This is a genomic window from Streptomyces inusitatus (assembly GCF_014651115.1).
GTDB lineage: Bacteria > Actinomycetota > Actinomycetes > Streptomycetales > Streptomycetaceae > Streptomyces > Streptomyces amakusaensis.
Window position 1 is genome coordinate 1 of sequence record NZ_BMWG01000038.1, and the last position, 14,858, is coordinate 14,858.

Annotated in this window: 12 protein-coding genes; 2 read left to right on the plus strand and 10 right to left on the minus strand. The window is 72.4% G+C overall.

The annotated features are described in order from the left end of the window. Positions 1–316, plus strand: a 316-nt coding sequence (locus IE247_RS34680) for a hypothetical protein (protein ID WP_229869509.1), incomplete at its 5' end; no start/stop codon positions are given. A gap of 108 nt (positions 317–424) precedes the next feature. Here IE247_RS34680 and IE247_RS32740 read toward each other — a convergent pair. The 8 genes from IE247_RS32740 to IE247_RS32775 all read right to left on the minus strand — a co-directional run bounded on the left by IE247_RS32740 (position 425) and on the right by IE247_RS32775 (position 8,918). Continuing rightward, positions 425–1,039 carry a hypothetical protein gene (locus IE247_RS32740; protein WP_190126999.1) on the minus strand — a complete coding sequence of 205 codons (615 nt, stop codon included), beginning with the start codon at positions 1,037–1,039 and terminating at the stop codon, positions 425–427. 119 nt (positions 1,040–1,158) lie between these two features. Then, positions 1,159–2,616, minus strand: a complete 1,458-nt coding sequence (ahcY, locus tag IE247_RS32745) for an adenosylhomocysteinase (protein ID WP_190127000.1) — start codon at positions 2,614–2,616, stop codon at positions 1,159–1,161. Between the two features lie 381 nt (positions 2,617–2,997). Next, positions 2,998–3,969 carry a cation diffusion facilitator family transporter gene (locus tag IE247_RS32750; RefSeq protein WP_190127001.1) on the minus strand — a complete coding sequence of 324 codons (972 nt, stop codon included), beginning with the start codon at positions 3,967–3,969 and terminating at the stop codon, positions 2,998–3,000. A 118-nt stretch (positions 3,970–4,087) separates the two neighbouring features. Next, the gene (manA, locus tag IE247_RS32755) at positions 4,088–5,251 is read right to left on the minus strand and encodes a mannose-6-phosphate isomerase, class I (RefSeq protein ID WP_190127002.1); all 1,164 of its coding nucleotides are present in this window, start codon (positions 5,249–5,251) and stop codon (positions 4,088–4,090) included. A gap of 43 nt (positions 5,252–5,294) precedes the next feature. After that, positions 5,295–6,431, minus strand: coding sequence for an SIS domain-containing protein (locus IE247_RS32760; protein WP_190127003.1), 1,137 nt, complete (start codon positions 6,429–6,431; stop codon positions 5,295–5,297). 101 nt (positions 6,432–6,532) lie between these two features. Beyond that, positions 6,533–6,715: a Trm112 family protein gene (locus IE247_RS32765; RefSeq protein ID WP_190127004.1), complete on the minus strand. Its 183-nt coding sequence runs from the start codon at positions 6,713–6,715 to the stop codon at positions 6,533–6,535. A gap of 355 nt (positions 6,716–7,070) precedes the next feature. Next, a complete protein-coding gene (locus tag IE247_RS32770; RefSeq protein WP_190127005.1) occupies positions 7,071–8,435 on the minus strand; it encodes a phosphomannomutase/phosphoglucomutase in 1,365 nt (454 codons plus the stop codon). A 51-nt stretch (positions 8,436–8,486) separates the two neighbouring features. Beyond that, positions 8,487–8,918 carry a metallopeptidase family protein gene (locus IE247_RS32775; RefSeq protein WP_190127006.1) on the minus strand — a complete coding sequence of 144 codons (432 nt, stop codon included), beginning with the start codon at positions 8,916–8,918 and terminating at the stop codon, positions 8,487–8,489. Positions 8,919–9,249: 331 nt separating this feature from the next. Between IE247_RS32775 and IE247_RS32780 the strand changes: the two genes are divergently transcribed. Continuing rightward, positions 9,250–9,624, plus strand: coding sequence for a DUF3499 domain-containing protein (locus IE247_RS32780; RefSeq protein ID WP_190127007.1), 375 nt, complete (start codon positions 9,250–9,252; stop codon positions 9,622–9,624). Positions 9,625–9,704: 80 nt separating this feature from the next. Here the strand turns inward: IE247_RS32780 and IE247_RS32785 are convergent, their stop codons facing one another. Together IE247_RS32785 and IE247_RS32790 are read right to left on the minus strand one after the other, a co-directional pair. Further along, positions 9,705–11,228: a DUF5719 family protein gene (locus IE247_RS32785; protein ID WP_190127008.1), complete on the minus strand. Its 1,524-nt coding sequence runs from the start codon at positions 11,226–11,228 to the stop codon at positions 9,705–9,707. Continuing rightward, the gene (locus IE247_RS32790) at positions 11,225–14,812 is read right to left on the minus strand and encodes a glycosyltransferase family 2 protein (protein WP_190127009.1); all 3,588 of its coding nucleotides are present in this window, start codon (positions 14,810–14,812) and stop codon (positions 11,225–11,227) included. Before IE247_RS32790 ends, IE247_RS32785 begins: the two co-directional genes overlap by 4 nt. Between the last annotated feature and the right edge of the window lie 46 nt (positions 14,813–14,858).

Sequence of the window (14,858 nt, forward strand, 5' to 3'; positions counted from 1 at the left end):
TCTCAAGGAACGGACGCTTCCTTCAGGCCCTTTTCACCAGGCCCTCCGGGCTTTCCCTTCGGTCTTGCGTTTCCAACTCTACCAGATCCTTTTCCCATTCCGTTTCCGGTTTGGATTTTCAGATCCAGCGGCCAGTTGGACCGGCCTTTTGCCTTTCGGCTGCTCCGACTTTATCAGAATCATTTCGGCCGAGCTAATCGGCCTTCGCGATCCGGATAAGGAGTCGATTGGCTCGGCGGAAATTCAATTCCCGCTCCGAGCAAGAGAGACACTATCGGTTGCACTCGACCTTGTCCAGTCGGAGGCAACCGTTTGAATCTACCTCCCCACGCCGACCGTGTCAACGGTTTTTGTGGGCGAGGAGGACACTAGCAGGTCAGCGGGGTCGGACGCACATCGAGCGACAGCCGGAGCGGCGGCGGGGTCAGGGGAAGGTCGAGGGCGGGGTTTCGAGGCCTTCGAGTTCGATGCCGGGGGCCGAGAGAACGACGTCGCCGGCGATGTGGACCGTGTGCTGCTCTCCCGTGTCCAAGGCGCTGACCTGGTACTCGTCCACTGTCAGGGGGTGACTGTCAGTGGCGTGCGCTTCACTCTTCAGCAGGGCCCAGGACTGGTCGAGGGTGCGAGGGGCGAGGACGGGGTCGGTGAACGCCACGAGGCGGACGCGCGTCGTGGGGGAGCCGGGGGTGAGTCGCAGCAGACGGGCGGTCGCGATGAGGAAGGCGGGGGAAGTGCCGGTGAAGGCGTGGGCGCGGACATTGCCTTCGGTGGCGTGGGTGCCGGTGGGGTCGGTGCGGACCCAGGTGACGCCTTCGAGGGCCGCGCCGCGGACCTGCCAGCTGGCGGCGTTGAGTTCGAGGCGGATGGGGCGGCCCAGCTCGTCGAGGGCGAGGTCGACCGAGCCGGCGTGATCGCCGGAGGGGGTGGTGATCTGCGAGACATAGCGCCAGCCGGAGGGGCCGGGGGCGCAGTGGAAGTGCTCTTCACCGAGGGGAGTGTGATCGTGTGGATCGTGGAGCGAGTATCGACCGCGGGGCATGGGGGCGTGCGAGTCCTTGTGCGTTGGGGCCGGGAAAGGGGCAGGCCCCCGTCACGGGGGTGCGGGGGCCTGCCGTCAGTCGCTGTCGCCCGGGGGTGTGGGCCGGGCGGCGGGGTGGATCAGTAGCGGTAGTGGTCGGGCTTGTACGGGCCCTCCACCTCGACACCGATGTACGCCGCCTGCTCCGGACGGAGCGTCGTCAGCTTCACACCCAGCGCGTCCAGGTGCAGCCGCGCGACCTTCTCGTCCAGGTGCTTCGGCAGCACATACACGTCCGTCGGGTACTCCTCCGGCTTCGTGAACAGTTCGATCTGCGCCAGCGTCTGGTCGGCGAAGCTGTTCGACATCACGAAGGAGGGGTGACCCGTCGCGTTGCCCAGGTTCAGCAGACGGCCCTCCGACAGCACGATCAGGACCTTGCCGTCGGGGAAGGTCCACGTGTGGACCTGCGGCTTGACCTCGTCCTTCACAATCCCCGGGATCTTCGCCAGGCCGGCCATGTCGATCTCGTTGTCGAAGTGACCAATGTTCCCCACGATGGCCTGGTGCTTCATCTTGGCCATGTCCGAGGCCATGATGATGTCCTTGTTGCCCGTCGTGGTGACGAAGATGTCCGCCACACCGACGACCTCGTCGAGCGTCGTCACCTGGTAGCCGTCCATCGCCGCCTGGAGCGCGCAGATCGGGTCGACCTCGGTGACGATCACCCGCGCGCCCTGGCCGCGCAGCGACTCCGCGGAGCCCTTGCCCACATCGCCGTAACCGCAGACGACGACCGTCTTGCCGCCGATGAGGACGTCGGTGGCGCGGTTGATGCCGTCGATCAGGGAGTGGCGGCAGCCGTACTTGTTGTCGAACTTCGACTTGGTCACCGCGTCGTTCACATTGATCGCGGGGAACAGGAGGGCGCCGTCGCGGTGCATCTCGTAGAGACGGTGGACACCGGTGGTGGTCTCCTCGGTGACCCCGCGGATCTCCGAGGCCAGACGCGTCCACTTCTGGGGGCTCTCGCCCAGGGTGCGGTTGAGGAGGGTGAGGATGTACGCGTACTCCTCACTGTCGGCGGTCGAGGGGTCCGGGGCCTGCCCGGCCTTCTCGAACTCCACGCCCTTGTGGACCAGGAGCGTGGCATCGCCGCCGTCGTCCAGGATCATGTTGGGGCCGCCGGTCGGCGTGTTCGGCCAGGTCAGCGCCTGCTCGGTGCACCACCAGTACTCCTCCAGCGTCTCGCCCTTCCAGGCGAAGACGGGAACGCCCTGGGGGTTCTCCGGGGTGCCGTTCGGGCCGACCGCGATCGCCGCGGCGGCGTGGTCCTGGGTGGAGAAGATGTTGCAGGACGCCCAGCGCACCTCGGCGCCCAGCGCGACCAGCGTCTCGATCAGCACCGCCGTCTGGACCGTCATGTGCAGGGACCCGGTCACCCGCGCTCCCGCGAGCGGCTGCTGCTCGGCGTACTCCCGGCGGATGGACATCAGACCGGGCATCTCATGCTCGGCGAGAGTGATCTCCTTGCGGCCGAAAGCGGCGAGCGAGAGATCGGCGACCTTGAAGTCCTGGCCGGTGGTGACAGTCGTCATTACGGGCTGCTCCTCATGGTTGGGTTCGAGGGTGGGTACGGCTGGCTCCGCGGCGGCACACGGGCGTACGGATGCCCGGGACACTCGCGGTGCAGTCCGTCGGAGGCCCTCTCTCCACTCGGCCGGCCCTTGGGAGGACCGCCCGACCGCCATCAGCAGCGACGCCTGACTCTGGTCACGAATCTACACCGGTCGGCCCGGTCGGCCCCAGCCCGCGTGAGGGCGGGATCCGGACAGATCCGGGGGCCTGCGGCGTGGATGCGGTCGGTCGGCGGGGCGTTTGCCGAGGTGCCGGCGGACTGGGCGATCGCCGGGGCCGGGGGCTTCCGCCCGATGGGCGCGGCAAACGTCGGGAGAAACACATCGGTGTCGGTGTCGGTGTCAGTGGGAGGGGGCGGGTCCGCCGGGGGACTTCCCGGGGTTTGTGCCGGCGGCCGCCGCGGAGGCGCTGTAGACGTCCGGCTCCAGATAGATCACCCGGGCGATGGGAACGGCCGCGCGGACGCGTTCCTCGGCGGCGTTGATCGAGGCGGCGATCTTCTGGGCTGTGTCGTCGTTGGGCACCGCGATCTTCGCGGCGACCAGTACTTCCTCCGGGCCGAGGTGGAGGGTGCGCATGTGGATGACGCGGGTGACGCGGTCGCCGTCCACGAGGGCCTCCTCGATCCTGCGGAGATCGTCGGCGGAGGCGGCCTCGCCGAGCAGCAGGGATTTCGTCTCGACGGCCAGGACCAGGGCGATGAGGATGAGCAGGACGCCGATGCAGAGGGTGCCGATGCCGTCCCAGAGGCCGTCGCCGGTGGCCAGGGCGAGGCTGACGCCGAGGAGCGCGAGGACCAGGCCGACGAGCGCGCCGAGGTCTTCGAGCAGGACGACGGGGAGTTCGGGGGCCTTGGCGTGGCGGACGAACTCCTTCCAGGAGAGCGTGCCGCGGACGGCGTTGGACTCCTTGATCGCGGTCCGGAAGGAGATGGTCTCGGCGATGATCGCGAAGACGAGGACACCGACGGGCCAGTACCAGTTCTCGATGGCGTGGGGGTGCTTGATCTTCTCGTAGCCCTCGTAGATCGCGAACATGCCGCCGGCCGAGAAGAGGACGATGGAGACCAGGAAGGCGTAGATGTAGCGCTCGCGGCCATATCCGAAGGGGTGCTGCGGGGTGGCCTCGCGTCTGGCCCGGCGGCCGCCGAGGAGCAGCAGGCCCTGGTTGCCGGAGTCGGCGAGCGAGTGGACGCTCTCCGCGAGCATCGAGGACGAGCCGCTGAACAGGAAGGCCACGAATTTCGCCACCGCGATCGCGAGGTTGGCGACGAGGGCCGCCACGATCGCCTTGGTTCCGCCTGACGCGCTCATGTGTGCCGGTTGTCCCTTCGTACGCCTTCGTACGCCGTGTGCGGCGTCACCGGTCGCACGGCGGATGGCCCGGACTTGCGGGGCGCGCCATTCTCGCAGTCGCGGAGGGCGGGAGGGGTCAGTTCACCACCGTGGCGCGGAAGAGGGTGGCCGGGAGTTCGTCGGCTGCCGCGATCGCAACGTTCTCACCTGCGGGAACGAAGACCGACTCGCCGGGGGCGAGCATCAGTTCGCCGGTGGCGACACGGCCGGCCGTGCAGAGCAGGATCTGTGGGGCGTCGATGGTGAGGTCGCGTACGGCGGCGTCGGGGGCGAGGAGGTGGCGGGAGAGCCGGAATTCGTCGATCGGGGTGTCGTAGACCTCTTCGCCGTTCGCCGAGGCCTCGGGGCGCAGGACGCCGGGGTCGTTGGCCTCGAAGCGGACGACGCTCAGCAGCTCCGGGACGTCCAGGTGCTTGGGGGTGAGACCGCAGCGCAGCACATTGTCGGAGGTGGACATGATCTCGACGCCGAGGCCGCTGAGATAGGAGTGCGGGACGCCCGCGCCGAGGAAGAGGGCTTCGCCGGGGAGGAGGCGTACATGGTTGAGGAGGAGGGCGGCGATGACGCCGGGGTCGCCGGGGAAGTGGTGGGCGATCTCCGCGTACGGGGTGTAGGGGCCGCCCAGGCGGCGGGCGGCGGCGGCGGTCTCGGTGACGGTGGCCGCCATGTCCTCGCGGTCCGCGGTGAGGATCGCGGTGAGCACTTCGCGCAGGGCGGCGTCCTCGGGGTGGGCGAGGAGGACGTCGGCGTAGGGCTTGAGCGAGTCGACGCCGAGTCCGGCGATGAGCTTCGCGGTGTCGCGGGGCGGGCGGAATCCGCACAGGCCTTCGAAGGGGGTGAGGGCGCAGATCAGTTCGGGCTTGTGGTTGGTGTCCCGGTAATTGCGGTGCGGGGCGTCGACGGGGATGCCGGCGCGCTGCTCCCGGGCGAAGCCCGTTCTGGCCTGGGCGAGGTCCGGGTGGACCTGGAGGGAGACGGGGGTGCCCGCCGCGAGGATCTTGAAGAGGAAGGGGAGGTGCGGGCCGAACTTGGCGACGGTTCGGGCACCGAGTTCGCCCGCGGGGTCGGCGGCGATGACCTCGCCCAGGACACCGCGTTCGAGCCGGGAGGGTGCTCCTGGGTGGGTGCCCATCCACATCTCGGCCTGGGGCTCGCCGGTCGGGGTAGTGCCGAGGAGTTCCGGGATGGCGGTGGTGGATCCCCAGGCGTAGGGGCGCACCGTGTTGAAGAGGCGGTCCATGTGAGCTTCCGTGTTCCGGGGTGATGCGGAGGGTTGGGGGTGTCTAGGTGGAGGTCGCGGTGGACGCGAGGGCCAGATAGACGGCGGCGAAGTCGGTGACGGCGAGGAGTTCGGCGATGGATTCCAGGTCCGAGCCCTCCTCCGGTTCGAGTTCGCTGATGGGGGTGGAGTGGCTGAGGGCGAGTTCGCGGGCGGCGGGGGCGGCGCTGAGTCCGCCGGTGGGGCGGTCGCGCAGCAGGACGACGCGGGCGCGCAGGGCCTGGGATTCCTCCACCCGGTCGCGGAAGAAGTCGTCCGGGTCGGCCGCGGCGGCGAGGGTGCCGGCGAGGAGTACGCCGTGGGCCGGGAGGGCCTCGGGGAGTTCGGCCGCGAGGGCGGGGCGGCCGGCGAGTTCGGCCAGGGCGGCGGCGAAGCGGCGGCCGGCGGGGGCGGCGCCCTCTCCCTCGGTCCAGATGAGGGGGAGGCTGTCGGCCAGCTCGGCGGCGAGGGTCTTGGCCGGGTTGCTGTAGGTGGCGATGGCCGGGCCGCAGCGTTCGGCGGTGCGGTCGAGCCGGTCGGCGATCTTGGCGAGGGTCTCCGGGGGTGCTTCGAGGAGGCCGACGCAGTCAAGGAGTGCGAGCAGTGGGGTGAAGAGGGACCAGAGTGTGCCGGGGTCGGCGGTCGAGCTCTCCTCGTAGAGCCCGCTGGGGGCGGTGGCCAGGGGGACGAAGAGTGCGTGGCGTCCGGCGGCCGACTCGGCGAGCGGGGTGGCCTTGGGGGCGACCGCGACGACGGTGCAGCCTCGGCGGTAGGCCTGCTCGGCGAGGACGTCGAGGCCGGGTTCGGCTCCGTCGGCGGTGGCGATGAGGAGGAGGTCGAGGGAGCCGGTCCAGCCGGGGAGGGTCCAGCGCAGCGCGCCGGGGGCGGCGGCGACGCCGGTGGGGACGAGGCGGGTGACGGGGGCGGCGGCGCCGGCGAGCGCGCCGATGAGGTCGGCGACGGTGGCGGCGGCGGAGCCGGAGCCCGCGACGAGGACGGCGCGGGGGCGGCCCTCGGGCTTCAGCTCGGCGATGCCGGCCTCGGCGGCGTGGCGGGCGGCGGTGCGTACCCGGGCGCCGGCCTCGGCGGCACCCCGCAGCAGACCTCGGCGGTCGGCGCGGGCGAGGGCTTCCGGAGCGTCGAGGAGGGACTCGTCCAGCATGGGGTGGGGTCTCCGATCGCCGTGCGGTCGCGGGGCTGCGGGTTCGCGGGGTCGCTGTCTGCGGGGTCGCGGTCGGGCCGCCGGGGGCCGGCCGTTCGGGGTCAGGCGGGGCGGCGGGCCTCGTCGACGAGGAGGACGGGAATGCCGTCGCGTACGGGGTAGGCGAGAGCGCACTCCGCTCCGGTGCAGATCAGCTCGGGTTCGTCGGTTTCCGAGCGGTCGTCGAGCGGGGCGTGGCAGGCCGGGCAGGCGAGGATCTCAAGGAGGCCGGCTTCGAGCGGCATGAGGGTTTCCTTCGGTGCGTCAGTTGTGTCGACCAGGGGCGGCTGGGATGCCGGGGGCGGCTGTGGTTCCCGGTGCGCCGCGGTGGTCGGCGGGTGGGTGGACGGGCGACGTCAGCGTACCGCCGGGGGGCGAGTGGGGGCGCGTTCCGGGGAAACGAAGGGTGTGGCGCGGTGCGCGGACGGGAGGTGATATGTGCAGGTCAGAGCAGGTGAGAGGGCGGGACGGCGGGTCGGGGGCCGAGGTTGAGACTTCGCCGGGGGTTCGCCTGTGGGGCAAACAGGGTTCGCTTCGCGCGGGGCGGGCGCCCTGGCCCCCGCCCCCTCCTGGTGGTGGAGGGGGCGGGGGCGAGCGGTGTCACTCGGAGCGGAGGAGGGCCAGGACCTCGTCGCGGACGGCGGCCATGGTGTCGGTGTCGCGGGCCTCGACATTGAGCCGGAGCAGCGGCTCGGTGTTGGAGGGGCGCAGATTGAACCACCAGTCGGCGGCGGTGACCGTCAGGCCGTCCAGCTCGTCGAGGGTGACGCCGGGGCGCGACTCGAAGGCCTTGCGGACGACGGCGGTGCGGGCCGACTGGTCGTCGACGGTGGAGTTGATCTCGCCGGAGCCCTGGTAGCGGTCGTACTTGGCGACGAGCTGCGAGAGCGTGCCGTCCTGGGTGCCGAGGGCGGCCAGGACGTGCAGCGCGGCCAGCATGCCGGTGTCCGCGTTCCAGAAGTCGCGGAAGTAGTAGTGGGCGGAGTGCTCGCCGCCGAAGATCGCGCCGGTGCGCGCCATCTCCTCCTTGATGAAGGAGTGCCCCACCCGGGTGCGGACCGGCGCGCCGCCCTCCTCGCGGACCACTTCCGGGACCGACCAGGAGGTGATCAGGTTGTGGATCACGGTGCCGCCGGGGTGCTTCGCCAGTTCGCGGGCGGCGACCAGGGCGGTGATCGCGGACGGGGAGATGCCCTCGCCGCGCTCGTCGACGACGAAGCAGCGGTCGGCGTCCCCGTCGAAGGCGAGTCCCAGATCGGCCTTCTCGGCGCGCACCCGGGCCTGGAGGTCCACGATGTTCGCCGGGTCGAGCGGGTTGGCCTCGTGGTTGGGGAAGGTGCCGTCGAGCTCGAAGTACATCGGTACGAGGGTGAGGGGCAGGGAGGCGAAGACGGTCGGGACCGTGTGTCCGCCCATGCCGTTGCCCGCGTCGACGACGACCTTCAGCGGCCGCATCTCGGAGAGGTCCACCAGGGAGAGCAGATGGGCCGCGTACTCGGTGAGCGTGTCGTGCTCGGTCACCTCGCCCGGCGCGGCGGCCGGTTCGGGCGCGCCCTCGGCCGACCAGCGCTCGACCAGCTCGCGGATGTCGGAGAGGCCGGTGTCCTGGCCGACGGGAGCGGCGCCCGCGCGGCACATCTTGATGCCGTTGTACTGCGCGGGGTTGTGGGAGGCGGTGAACATCGCGCCCGGGAGGCCGAGGTGGCCGGAGGCGAAGTAGAGCTGGTCGGTGGAGCAGAGCCCGATCAGGGTGACATCCGCGCCCAGGGCGGCCGCGCCGCGCGCGAAAGCGCCCGAAAGGCCGGGCGAGGAGGGCCTCATGTCGTGGCCGACGACGATCGCGTCCGCGTTCGTCACCCGGACGAAGGCCGCTCCGAAGAGTTCGGCCAGCTCCTCGTCCCACTGATCGGGGACCACCCCGCGCACGTCGTACGCCTTCACGATCTGTGACAGATCAGCAGCCACGGGTCCAACCTTCCATAAGTCTCTGCGGTCACCTCAAACTACCGGCACGCCTCACTCCTGGCCGTAGCGCGGGTCGATCGACTCCGGAGCGAGCCCCAGCAGCTCGGCGACCTGCTCCACCACGACCTCGTGGACCAGGGCGGCGCGCTCCTCGCGGTTCTTGGCGCGGATCTCCACCGGGCGGCGGTAGACGACGATCCGGGCCTGTCGGCCCTTCTCGGCGGGGGCGGAGCTGCCGAGGGGGACCGATTCCTCGGCGGTGAGGGGGACGTCGAGGACGAGGAAGTCCACGTCGGCGAGTTGGGGCCAGCGTCTCTCCAGCCGTTCCACGGAGTCGTGGACGAGGTCGCCGAAGAGATCGGCGCGGCTGGCGGAGAGGGGGACCTGCGGCGGGGCGACCGGCCCGCGCATGCCTCGGCCGTGGCGGTCGCGATGGCGCGGCCTCGGCTCGGCCGGGTGGGGCGGCGGTACTGGGCTGTCCATCACTGACGCAGCGTAGCTCTCCGGGCGGCCGGGCGATCCGCTCCGCGCGCCGCGATCGGATCGGTCGGGGGCATGTCGCCAATTGAGCGTTCCGGTCGCGCTTGGGGGCGGTTCCGGGTGCGACCGCGATCGCGAGGCCTACGGTGAATGACCTGATTTACCCCGGGTGATGACCGAATCAGGGGTGTCCGTCCCTGTCGTAAGCCCTTGCCGCGCAGCTCACGGAGGCCGTCGGCGAGCCCTTTCGAGGGGCTCGGACAGGGCGACACGGTGGGGTGAGGCGGGGGTGAGTCGTCGCAGCCCGCTCAAGAGTGCGGTACCGTCCAATCTCGTGAGCCCTGTACGTCGCTGTTCGCGCACCGCGTGCGGCCGACCTGCCGTCGCGACACTGACGTACGTCTATGCCGATTCGACCGCGGTCCTCGGCCCGCTCGCCACCTACGCCGAGCCCCACTGCTACGACCTGTGCGCCGAGCACAGCGAGCGGCTGACCGCGCCACGCGGTTGGGAGGTCGTGCGTCTCACCGACGGTTCCGCGCCCCCCCGGCCCAGCGGCGACGATCTGGAAGCCCTCGCCAACGCCGTACGGGAAGCGGGCCGTCCGCAGGGCCGGGCCGCCGAGGCGCAGAACGGCCGGCGCACGGCGGATCCGCTGGAGGTCGCCCGCCGGGGGCATCTGCGGGTGCTGCGCTCGCCGGAGAACTGACGCGCCGCCGCCGAAGCGCCGCCGAGGACGACCCCTCGGCGGGCCTCAGTCGCTCAGTCGTCTCAGTCGTCTCAGCCGTCTCAGTCGTCGAGAACCGACAGGTCCGCTTCCGCCTCCGGCACGGCCACCGTTCCCCGGTCGTCGTTCAGCGTCTGCACCGTGAACATCTGGACGCCGTCGTCCGGCAGGGCCAGTGTGCGCGCCGCGTGCACCGGGCCGCCCGACTCGGTCTCCACGGTCAGCGCGTACGAGCCCTTGAGCCCGGCGGGGACCGGGGCGGGCACCGCGAGGGTGGCGCCGCCCTTGATGTCGTACGACTTCACGACCGGCTCGCCGCCCTCGGAGCCGGCCGAGGCGGTCACCCGCACCCGGGCCCCGGCGTCCGGCGCGGTGAGGTTGAGCGTCGAGCCCTTCGCCCGGTTGTCGGCGACCGAGGCGCGCGCGCCGATCGGTTCGGTCGCCGGGATGAAGGCGATCTCCCGGTTGGCGCCCTTGCCCCGGACCACGCGCAGCGCGGCCACCACCGGGGTCGCCCGGCCGGCGCTCTCCGGGCTGATGATCAGTGAGCCGGCCTCGCCCTTGGTGACGTCCTTCAGTTCGAGTCCGGCGGTCATCCCGGCCTTCACATGCAGGCTCTCGCCCCCGAGCGGGACGATCCGGCCGGTCGGGCCCGCGAGTTCGACCTTCAGATCGGCGTCGCGGTCACCGGGGGCGTACGCCACCAGCCGTACGGAGGTGGCGTCCGTCGGCACGCCCGGGAGGACCGCGGTGCCCGCCGGGTCGGCCGCTGCGGTGATCCAGTCGCTGCCCACGCCGTCCTCGGTGGCCCGGACGACCGCGCCGACCCGGCCCGCGCGGGCGAGGACGTGCACGGTGACGTCCTCGGACACCTGGGAGGTCAGGGTGGAGAGCAGGATGGGCAGGGTGGCCCCGGGGGAGATCGGGACGCCCTCGGTGAGGGTCGTCTCCAGCTTGCCGTTCTTGCCGTACAGCTCGATGTGGACGACGGCGGGGGTGTCGTCCGGGTTGGTGAGATGGACGTAGTCCTGGCGCGCCCTGTCGGTGGAGGCTCCCGGAATCCAGAACTCCGTCCGGGGCGTGGTGCAGCTGACGCCGAGCAGGCCGCGCCCGCTTCCCGCGCCGACCTCGGTGGTCTGCTGGGCGGTCCAGCCGGGGGCCAGCCGGCCGGTGGCGAGGCCGATGAAGGCGGGGGCCTCGGAGCCGTCCTCCTCGGCGACGACGGGGGCTCCGGGCTCCTTGAGCGCGATGACGCGCTTCTCGGCGGCGGCCCGCTCGTCCTTCCGCTCGCCGGGCTCGGCGCGGCGCTCGACCGAGGAGCCGAGCACCGGCTTCAGCTCCGCCGTGCCCTTCTCCTCCGCGCCGCCGTCCGCCGCCGGGGTGTACGAGGTGTGCCGGGTCTCGGCGATCTCCGTGCTGCCGGCCGCCGGGCAGACCAGCGCGGACCGCTCGACCGGGAGCCTGGCCGGGGCCTTGGCCGAGGTGGCGTTCGCGGGCCCGGCGTCCGGGGCGGTCACCGCGGCGAGAGCGGTGACGGCGGCGAGGGCGGTGGCGGCGGCGAGCAGGGAGATGGTCGTGCGCTTCACTCTGACTCGCCTCGTGGGTTCGCGTTGGGGTCGGTGCGGTGGTGCCCGGAGCCGGGGCCGTGGCCGGAGCCGTGGGCGTACGGGTCGGCCGGGTACGGGTCATAGGGCTCGTACGGCTGGTTCTCGTACGCGGGCGGGTACGCCCCGTACCCCTGGTCGGCGGGCGGGACGGGTGGGACGGGCGCGTACGGCGGCTGGTACGGCTCCTCCTCCGCGTACAGCGGCGGGGGCGGCGGCGGGGAGGGGTACGGGACGGTCCCCGGGTACGGCTGCTCCTGCGGCATCCCGCCCGGTACGTCCGGTACATCCGGTACGTCCGGCGGCTCGGGCTGGGCGCGCAGTCTGCGGGCCCTGCGGCCCTCGCCGCCCCCGGCCTGGGCGGGCATCTTGAGCGGCTGGGCGACGGTCTCCTCCGGGAGGTCGTCGTCGTTCTGCACACGGCGGCCGGGCAGGGCGAGCACGATCAGGACCAGGGCCAGGAACGCCTGGGTCCAGATCCATACGGTGTGGCTGGTGGGGTTCTCGTGGGTGAGCGCCAGCCTGCCGCCCGTCGCGGGCAGTTCGAAGCCCTGCGCCCAGCCGTCGACGGTCGTCTTCTTGAGGGCCTGGCCGTCGAGCGTGGCCGTCCAGCCCTCGTCGGCGCGGTCGGCGAGCCGCAGGACGCGGCCCTCGCCGCCCCCCGGGATCGTGGTGTGCGCCTCGACCTCCCCCGACTCGACGGGCAGCGGGTCGCCCTCGCGGGGGACGATCGTGACGCGGGCGACCTGGCGGTCGACCAGCCAGAGCGAGCTGCCTTCGAGCCTGCTGAGGCGCTTGAGGCCGGGGGTGGCGTCCAGGACCCGGGCGGTCTGTGCGGGCGCTCCGTCGCGGAGCAGCACATAGCGGACGGCGAAGCCGCTGAGCTGGCGGGTCTGGTCGGCTCCGGAGCCCGCGACGAGATTGGCGACGACCTTGTCGAGACGGGTGTCGCGGCCGCCCGCCTCGGTCAGTTCGGCGTCGCCGAGGCGTCCGCCGGGGCCGTGGAGAAGGGTGTACGGGACCTTCGCGGCGGACGCGCCGCCGAGGACCAGGGTCCTGGGCCGGTCGTGGTTGACGCTCTCCTCGGCGACGAACGCGGGCAGCTGGACCGGGTCGCGGCGCTCCAGCGGTCCGGCCGCGCCGCCGGTCATCCAGCCGACGGCCGCGATCACCGGGCCGAGGACGGCGGCGACGGCGATGAGGACGGCGACGGGCTGCCGCCAGCCGAAGCTCTGCGCGCCGACGCGGGTGCGGCCCATCTCCGCGCCGAGCACGGCGGCCGCGAGCAGCGCGACGCCGTAGACGAGGGTCGCGGGGCCCGCCCACACGGAGCGGTTGGCGAGGACCGCGAAGACCAGGCCGACCAGGGCCGCGACCCAGGCGGCGCGAATGGCGAAGTGCCTCTTCTCGCGCAGCAGGGCGGCGAGGGCGGCGAGCACGATGCCGATGAGGACGAGTCCGCCGACGGTCTTCGGGCCGCCGGGGCTGATGCCCAGCAGGTCGACGGCGGACGCGCCGCCGCCGCCGATGTCGAGGCCCGCCTCGCGCAGGAAGGCCGAGGGGTCGGTCAGCAGGGTGAGCGACCAGGGCGCGAGGGCCAGCATCGGGGTGCCGAGGGCGGCGAGGAAGCGGAGTCCGTACGGCACGGCCTCGCGGCGGCGCACCACCAGGACGCCGAGTCCGAGCACGACGGCGATCGGCCAGACGATCGGGGTGAAGGCGGTGATGAGGGTCAGCAGCAGCGCGTAGGTCCAGGTGGCGCGCCAGCCGGCCCGGCCGGGCCGGTGGAATCCGTGCGCGGAGACGGCCGCGCGGGCCGTCAGCGGCAGCAGGATCGCCAGGACCGCGGTGCCGAGCCGTCCGGTGGCGAGCGCTCCGGTGGCGGCGGGCAGGAAGGCGTACGCGATGCTCGCCCAGGCGCGCAGCAGCCGGGAGCCGACCAGCGGGCGGGAGGCGAAGTAGGCGGTGAGTCCGGCGAGGGGGACCGAGCAGACGAGCAGGACGGTGAGGGCGACGCCGGTGGAGCCGAGGAAGAGCGCGGACAGGGCGGCGAGGACGGCGAAGTACGGCGGTGCGGTCTGGGTGCCGCCGGTGCCGATGGGGTGCCAGGCCTCCGCGTAGCGGGCCCAGAGGTCGGAGACCTCGGCGGGGGCGGGGAGCAGCGCGCCGCCCGCCAGCGTGCCGCCGCCGAAGAGGCCGCGGCAGGCGATCACGGAGACGATCAGGAGGAGGGCGAAGAGGACGGGCGCGGGTTTGCGGGCGATCTTCTTCAGCCGGGCGAACTGTTCGAGCTCCAGATAGTCGGCGTCGTCGCCGCCGGGTCCCGATTCGACCGAGCCGCCGTGGCGGGAGCCGGAGGCGTCGGTGTCGTCGCCCGCGCCGAAGTGTCCGGCGATCTGCTCGGCGGTGGCGCGGACGGTGGCGCCGGGCGGCGGGAACAGGGGCCGCAGCTCGCGGGGGTCGGTGTTGCGGGTGGCGGCGCGGGCGCGCCGTCCGGCGATGACGCGCTCGGGGCGCAGCAGTACGCCGAGGACGCCCATGACCTCGTCGACGGCCTGTCCGGGGACCTTGCCGATGAGGTAGGCGAGGGTGCGCAGGACGGTGCCGAGGACGATGCGGAGCAGGACGTACGGGAGGGCGACGGTGCGGGCGTTGGTGAGGAGGGTGTAGACGGCGCCGGCCTTGTCGACGCGGTGGGGTCCGGCGGTGGAGCGGCCCGCGCAGTCGACGGTGCGGCGTTCGCGGGCGGCTGCCTCGGCGTGCCGCAGGACGGCGTCGGGGGCGATGAGGACGCGGTGTCCGGCGGAGTGGGCGCGCCAGCAGAGGTCGACGTCGTCGCGCATCAGGGGGATCCGGCGGTCGAAGCCGCCGAGCTGTTCGAAGACGTCGCGGCGGACGAGCATGCCCGCGGAGGAGACGGACAGGACGCCGCGGATCTGGTCGTGCTGGCCCTGGTCCTGTTCGCGGCGGTCGAGGCCGGTCCAGCGGCGGCCGCTGTTGGCGATGGTGACGCCTGCTTCGAGGAGCTGCTTGCGGTCGTACCAGCCCCGGAGCTTGGCCCCCACGATGCCGATGTGGTCGTCGGAGTCGGCGACGCGCAGCAGTTCGGCGAGGGCGTCGGGTTCGGGGGCGCTGTCGTCGTGGAGCAGCCAGAGCCACTGGACCGGTTCGCCGTGCGGCAGTTCGGGCAGGGCGTAGGCGTCGTCGTGCCAGGTTCTGGTCGCGGGGTCCCAGCCGCTGGGGCGCTTGAGATAGGCGAGGTCGTCGGGGGTGAGGGTGCCCGCGGTGCGCACCGCCTCGTCCACGGCCGCGCCGAAGCCGGTGCGGCGGGCGAGGTGGAGCACCCGGCCGCTGCCGAGCGCGTCGGTGAGCAGGTTCGCGGACTCGTCGGCGCTGCCGGTGTCGGCGGCGACGGCGTTCTGTACGGGGCGTTCCTGGCCGAGGAGTCCGGCGAGGGTGTCGGGGAGCCAGCGGGCGCCGTCGTGCGAGACGACCACGGCGGTGACGACATGCCTCGGGAACTCCGGCGTGTGCGCTGGGGAGTACGCGGCGGTTGTGGCGGACATCGAGGTACGGGCCCTCCGGCCGAGGTCGCCCACGCGGGGGCGCTGA

Bases quoted from the DNA above. Each gene is read 5' to 3' on its own strand.
- ahcY (WP_190127000.1), bottom strand. From the start codon at position 2,616: ATGACGACTGTCACCACCGGCCAGGACTTCAAGGTCGCCGATCTCTCG.
- IE247_RS32750 (WP_190127001.1), bottom strand. From the start codon at position 3,969: ATGAGCGCGTCAGGCGGAACCAAGGCGATCGTGGCGGCCCTCGTCGCC.
- manA (WP_190127002.1), bottom strand. From the start codon at position 5,251: ATGGACCGCCTCTTCAACACGGTGCGCCCCTACGCCTGGGGATCCACC.
- IE247_RS32740 (WP_190126999.1), bottom strand. From the start codon at position 1,039: ATGCCCCGCGGTCGATACTCGCTCCACGATCCACACGATCACACTCCC.
- IE247_RS32765 (WP_190127004.1), bottom strand. From the start codon at position 6,715: ATGCCGCTCGAAGCCGGCCTCCTTGAGATCCTCGCCTGCCCGGCCTGC.
- IE247_RS32775 (WP_190127006.1), bottom strand. From the start codon at position 8,918: ATGGACAGCCCAGTACCGCCGCCCCACCCGGCCGAGCCGAGGCCGCGC.
- IE247_RS32790 (WP_190127009.1), bottom strand. From the start codon at position 14,812: ATGTCCGCCACAACCGCCGCGTACTCCCCAGCGCACACGCCGGAGTTC.
- IE247_RS32760 (WP_190127003.1), bottom strand. From the start codon at position 6,431: ATGCTGGACGAGTCCCTCCTCGACGCTCCGGAAGCCCTCGCCCGCGCC.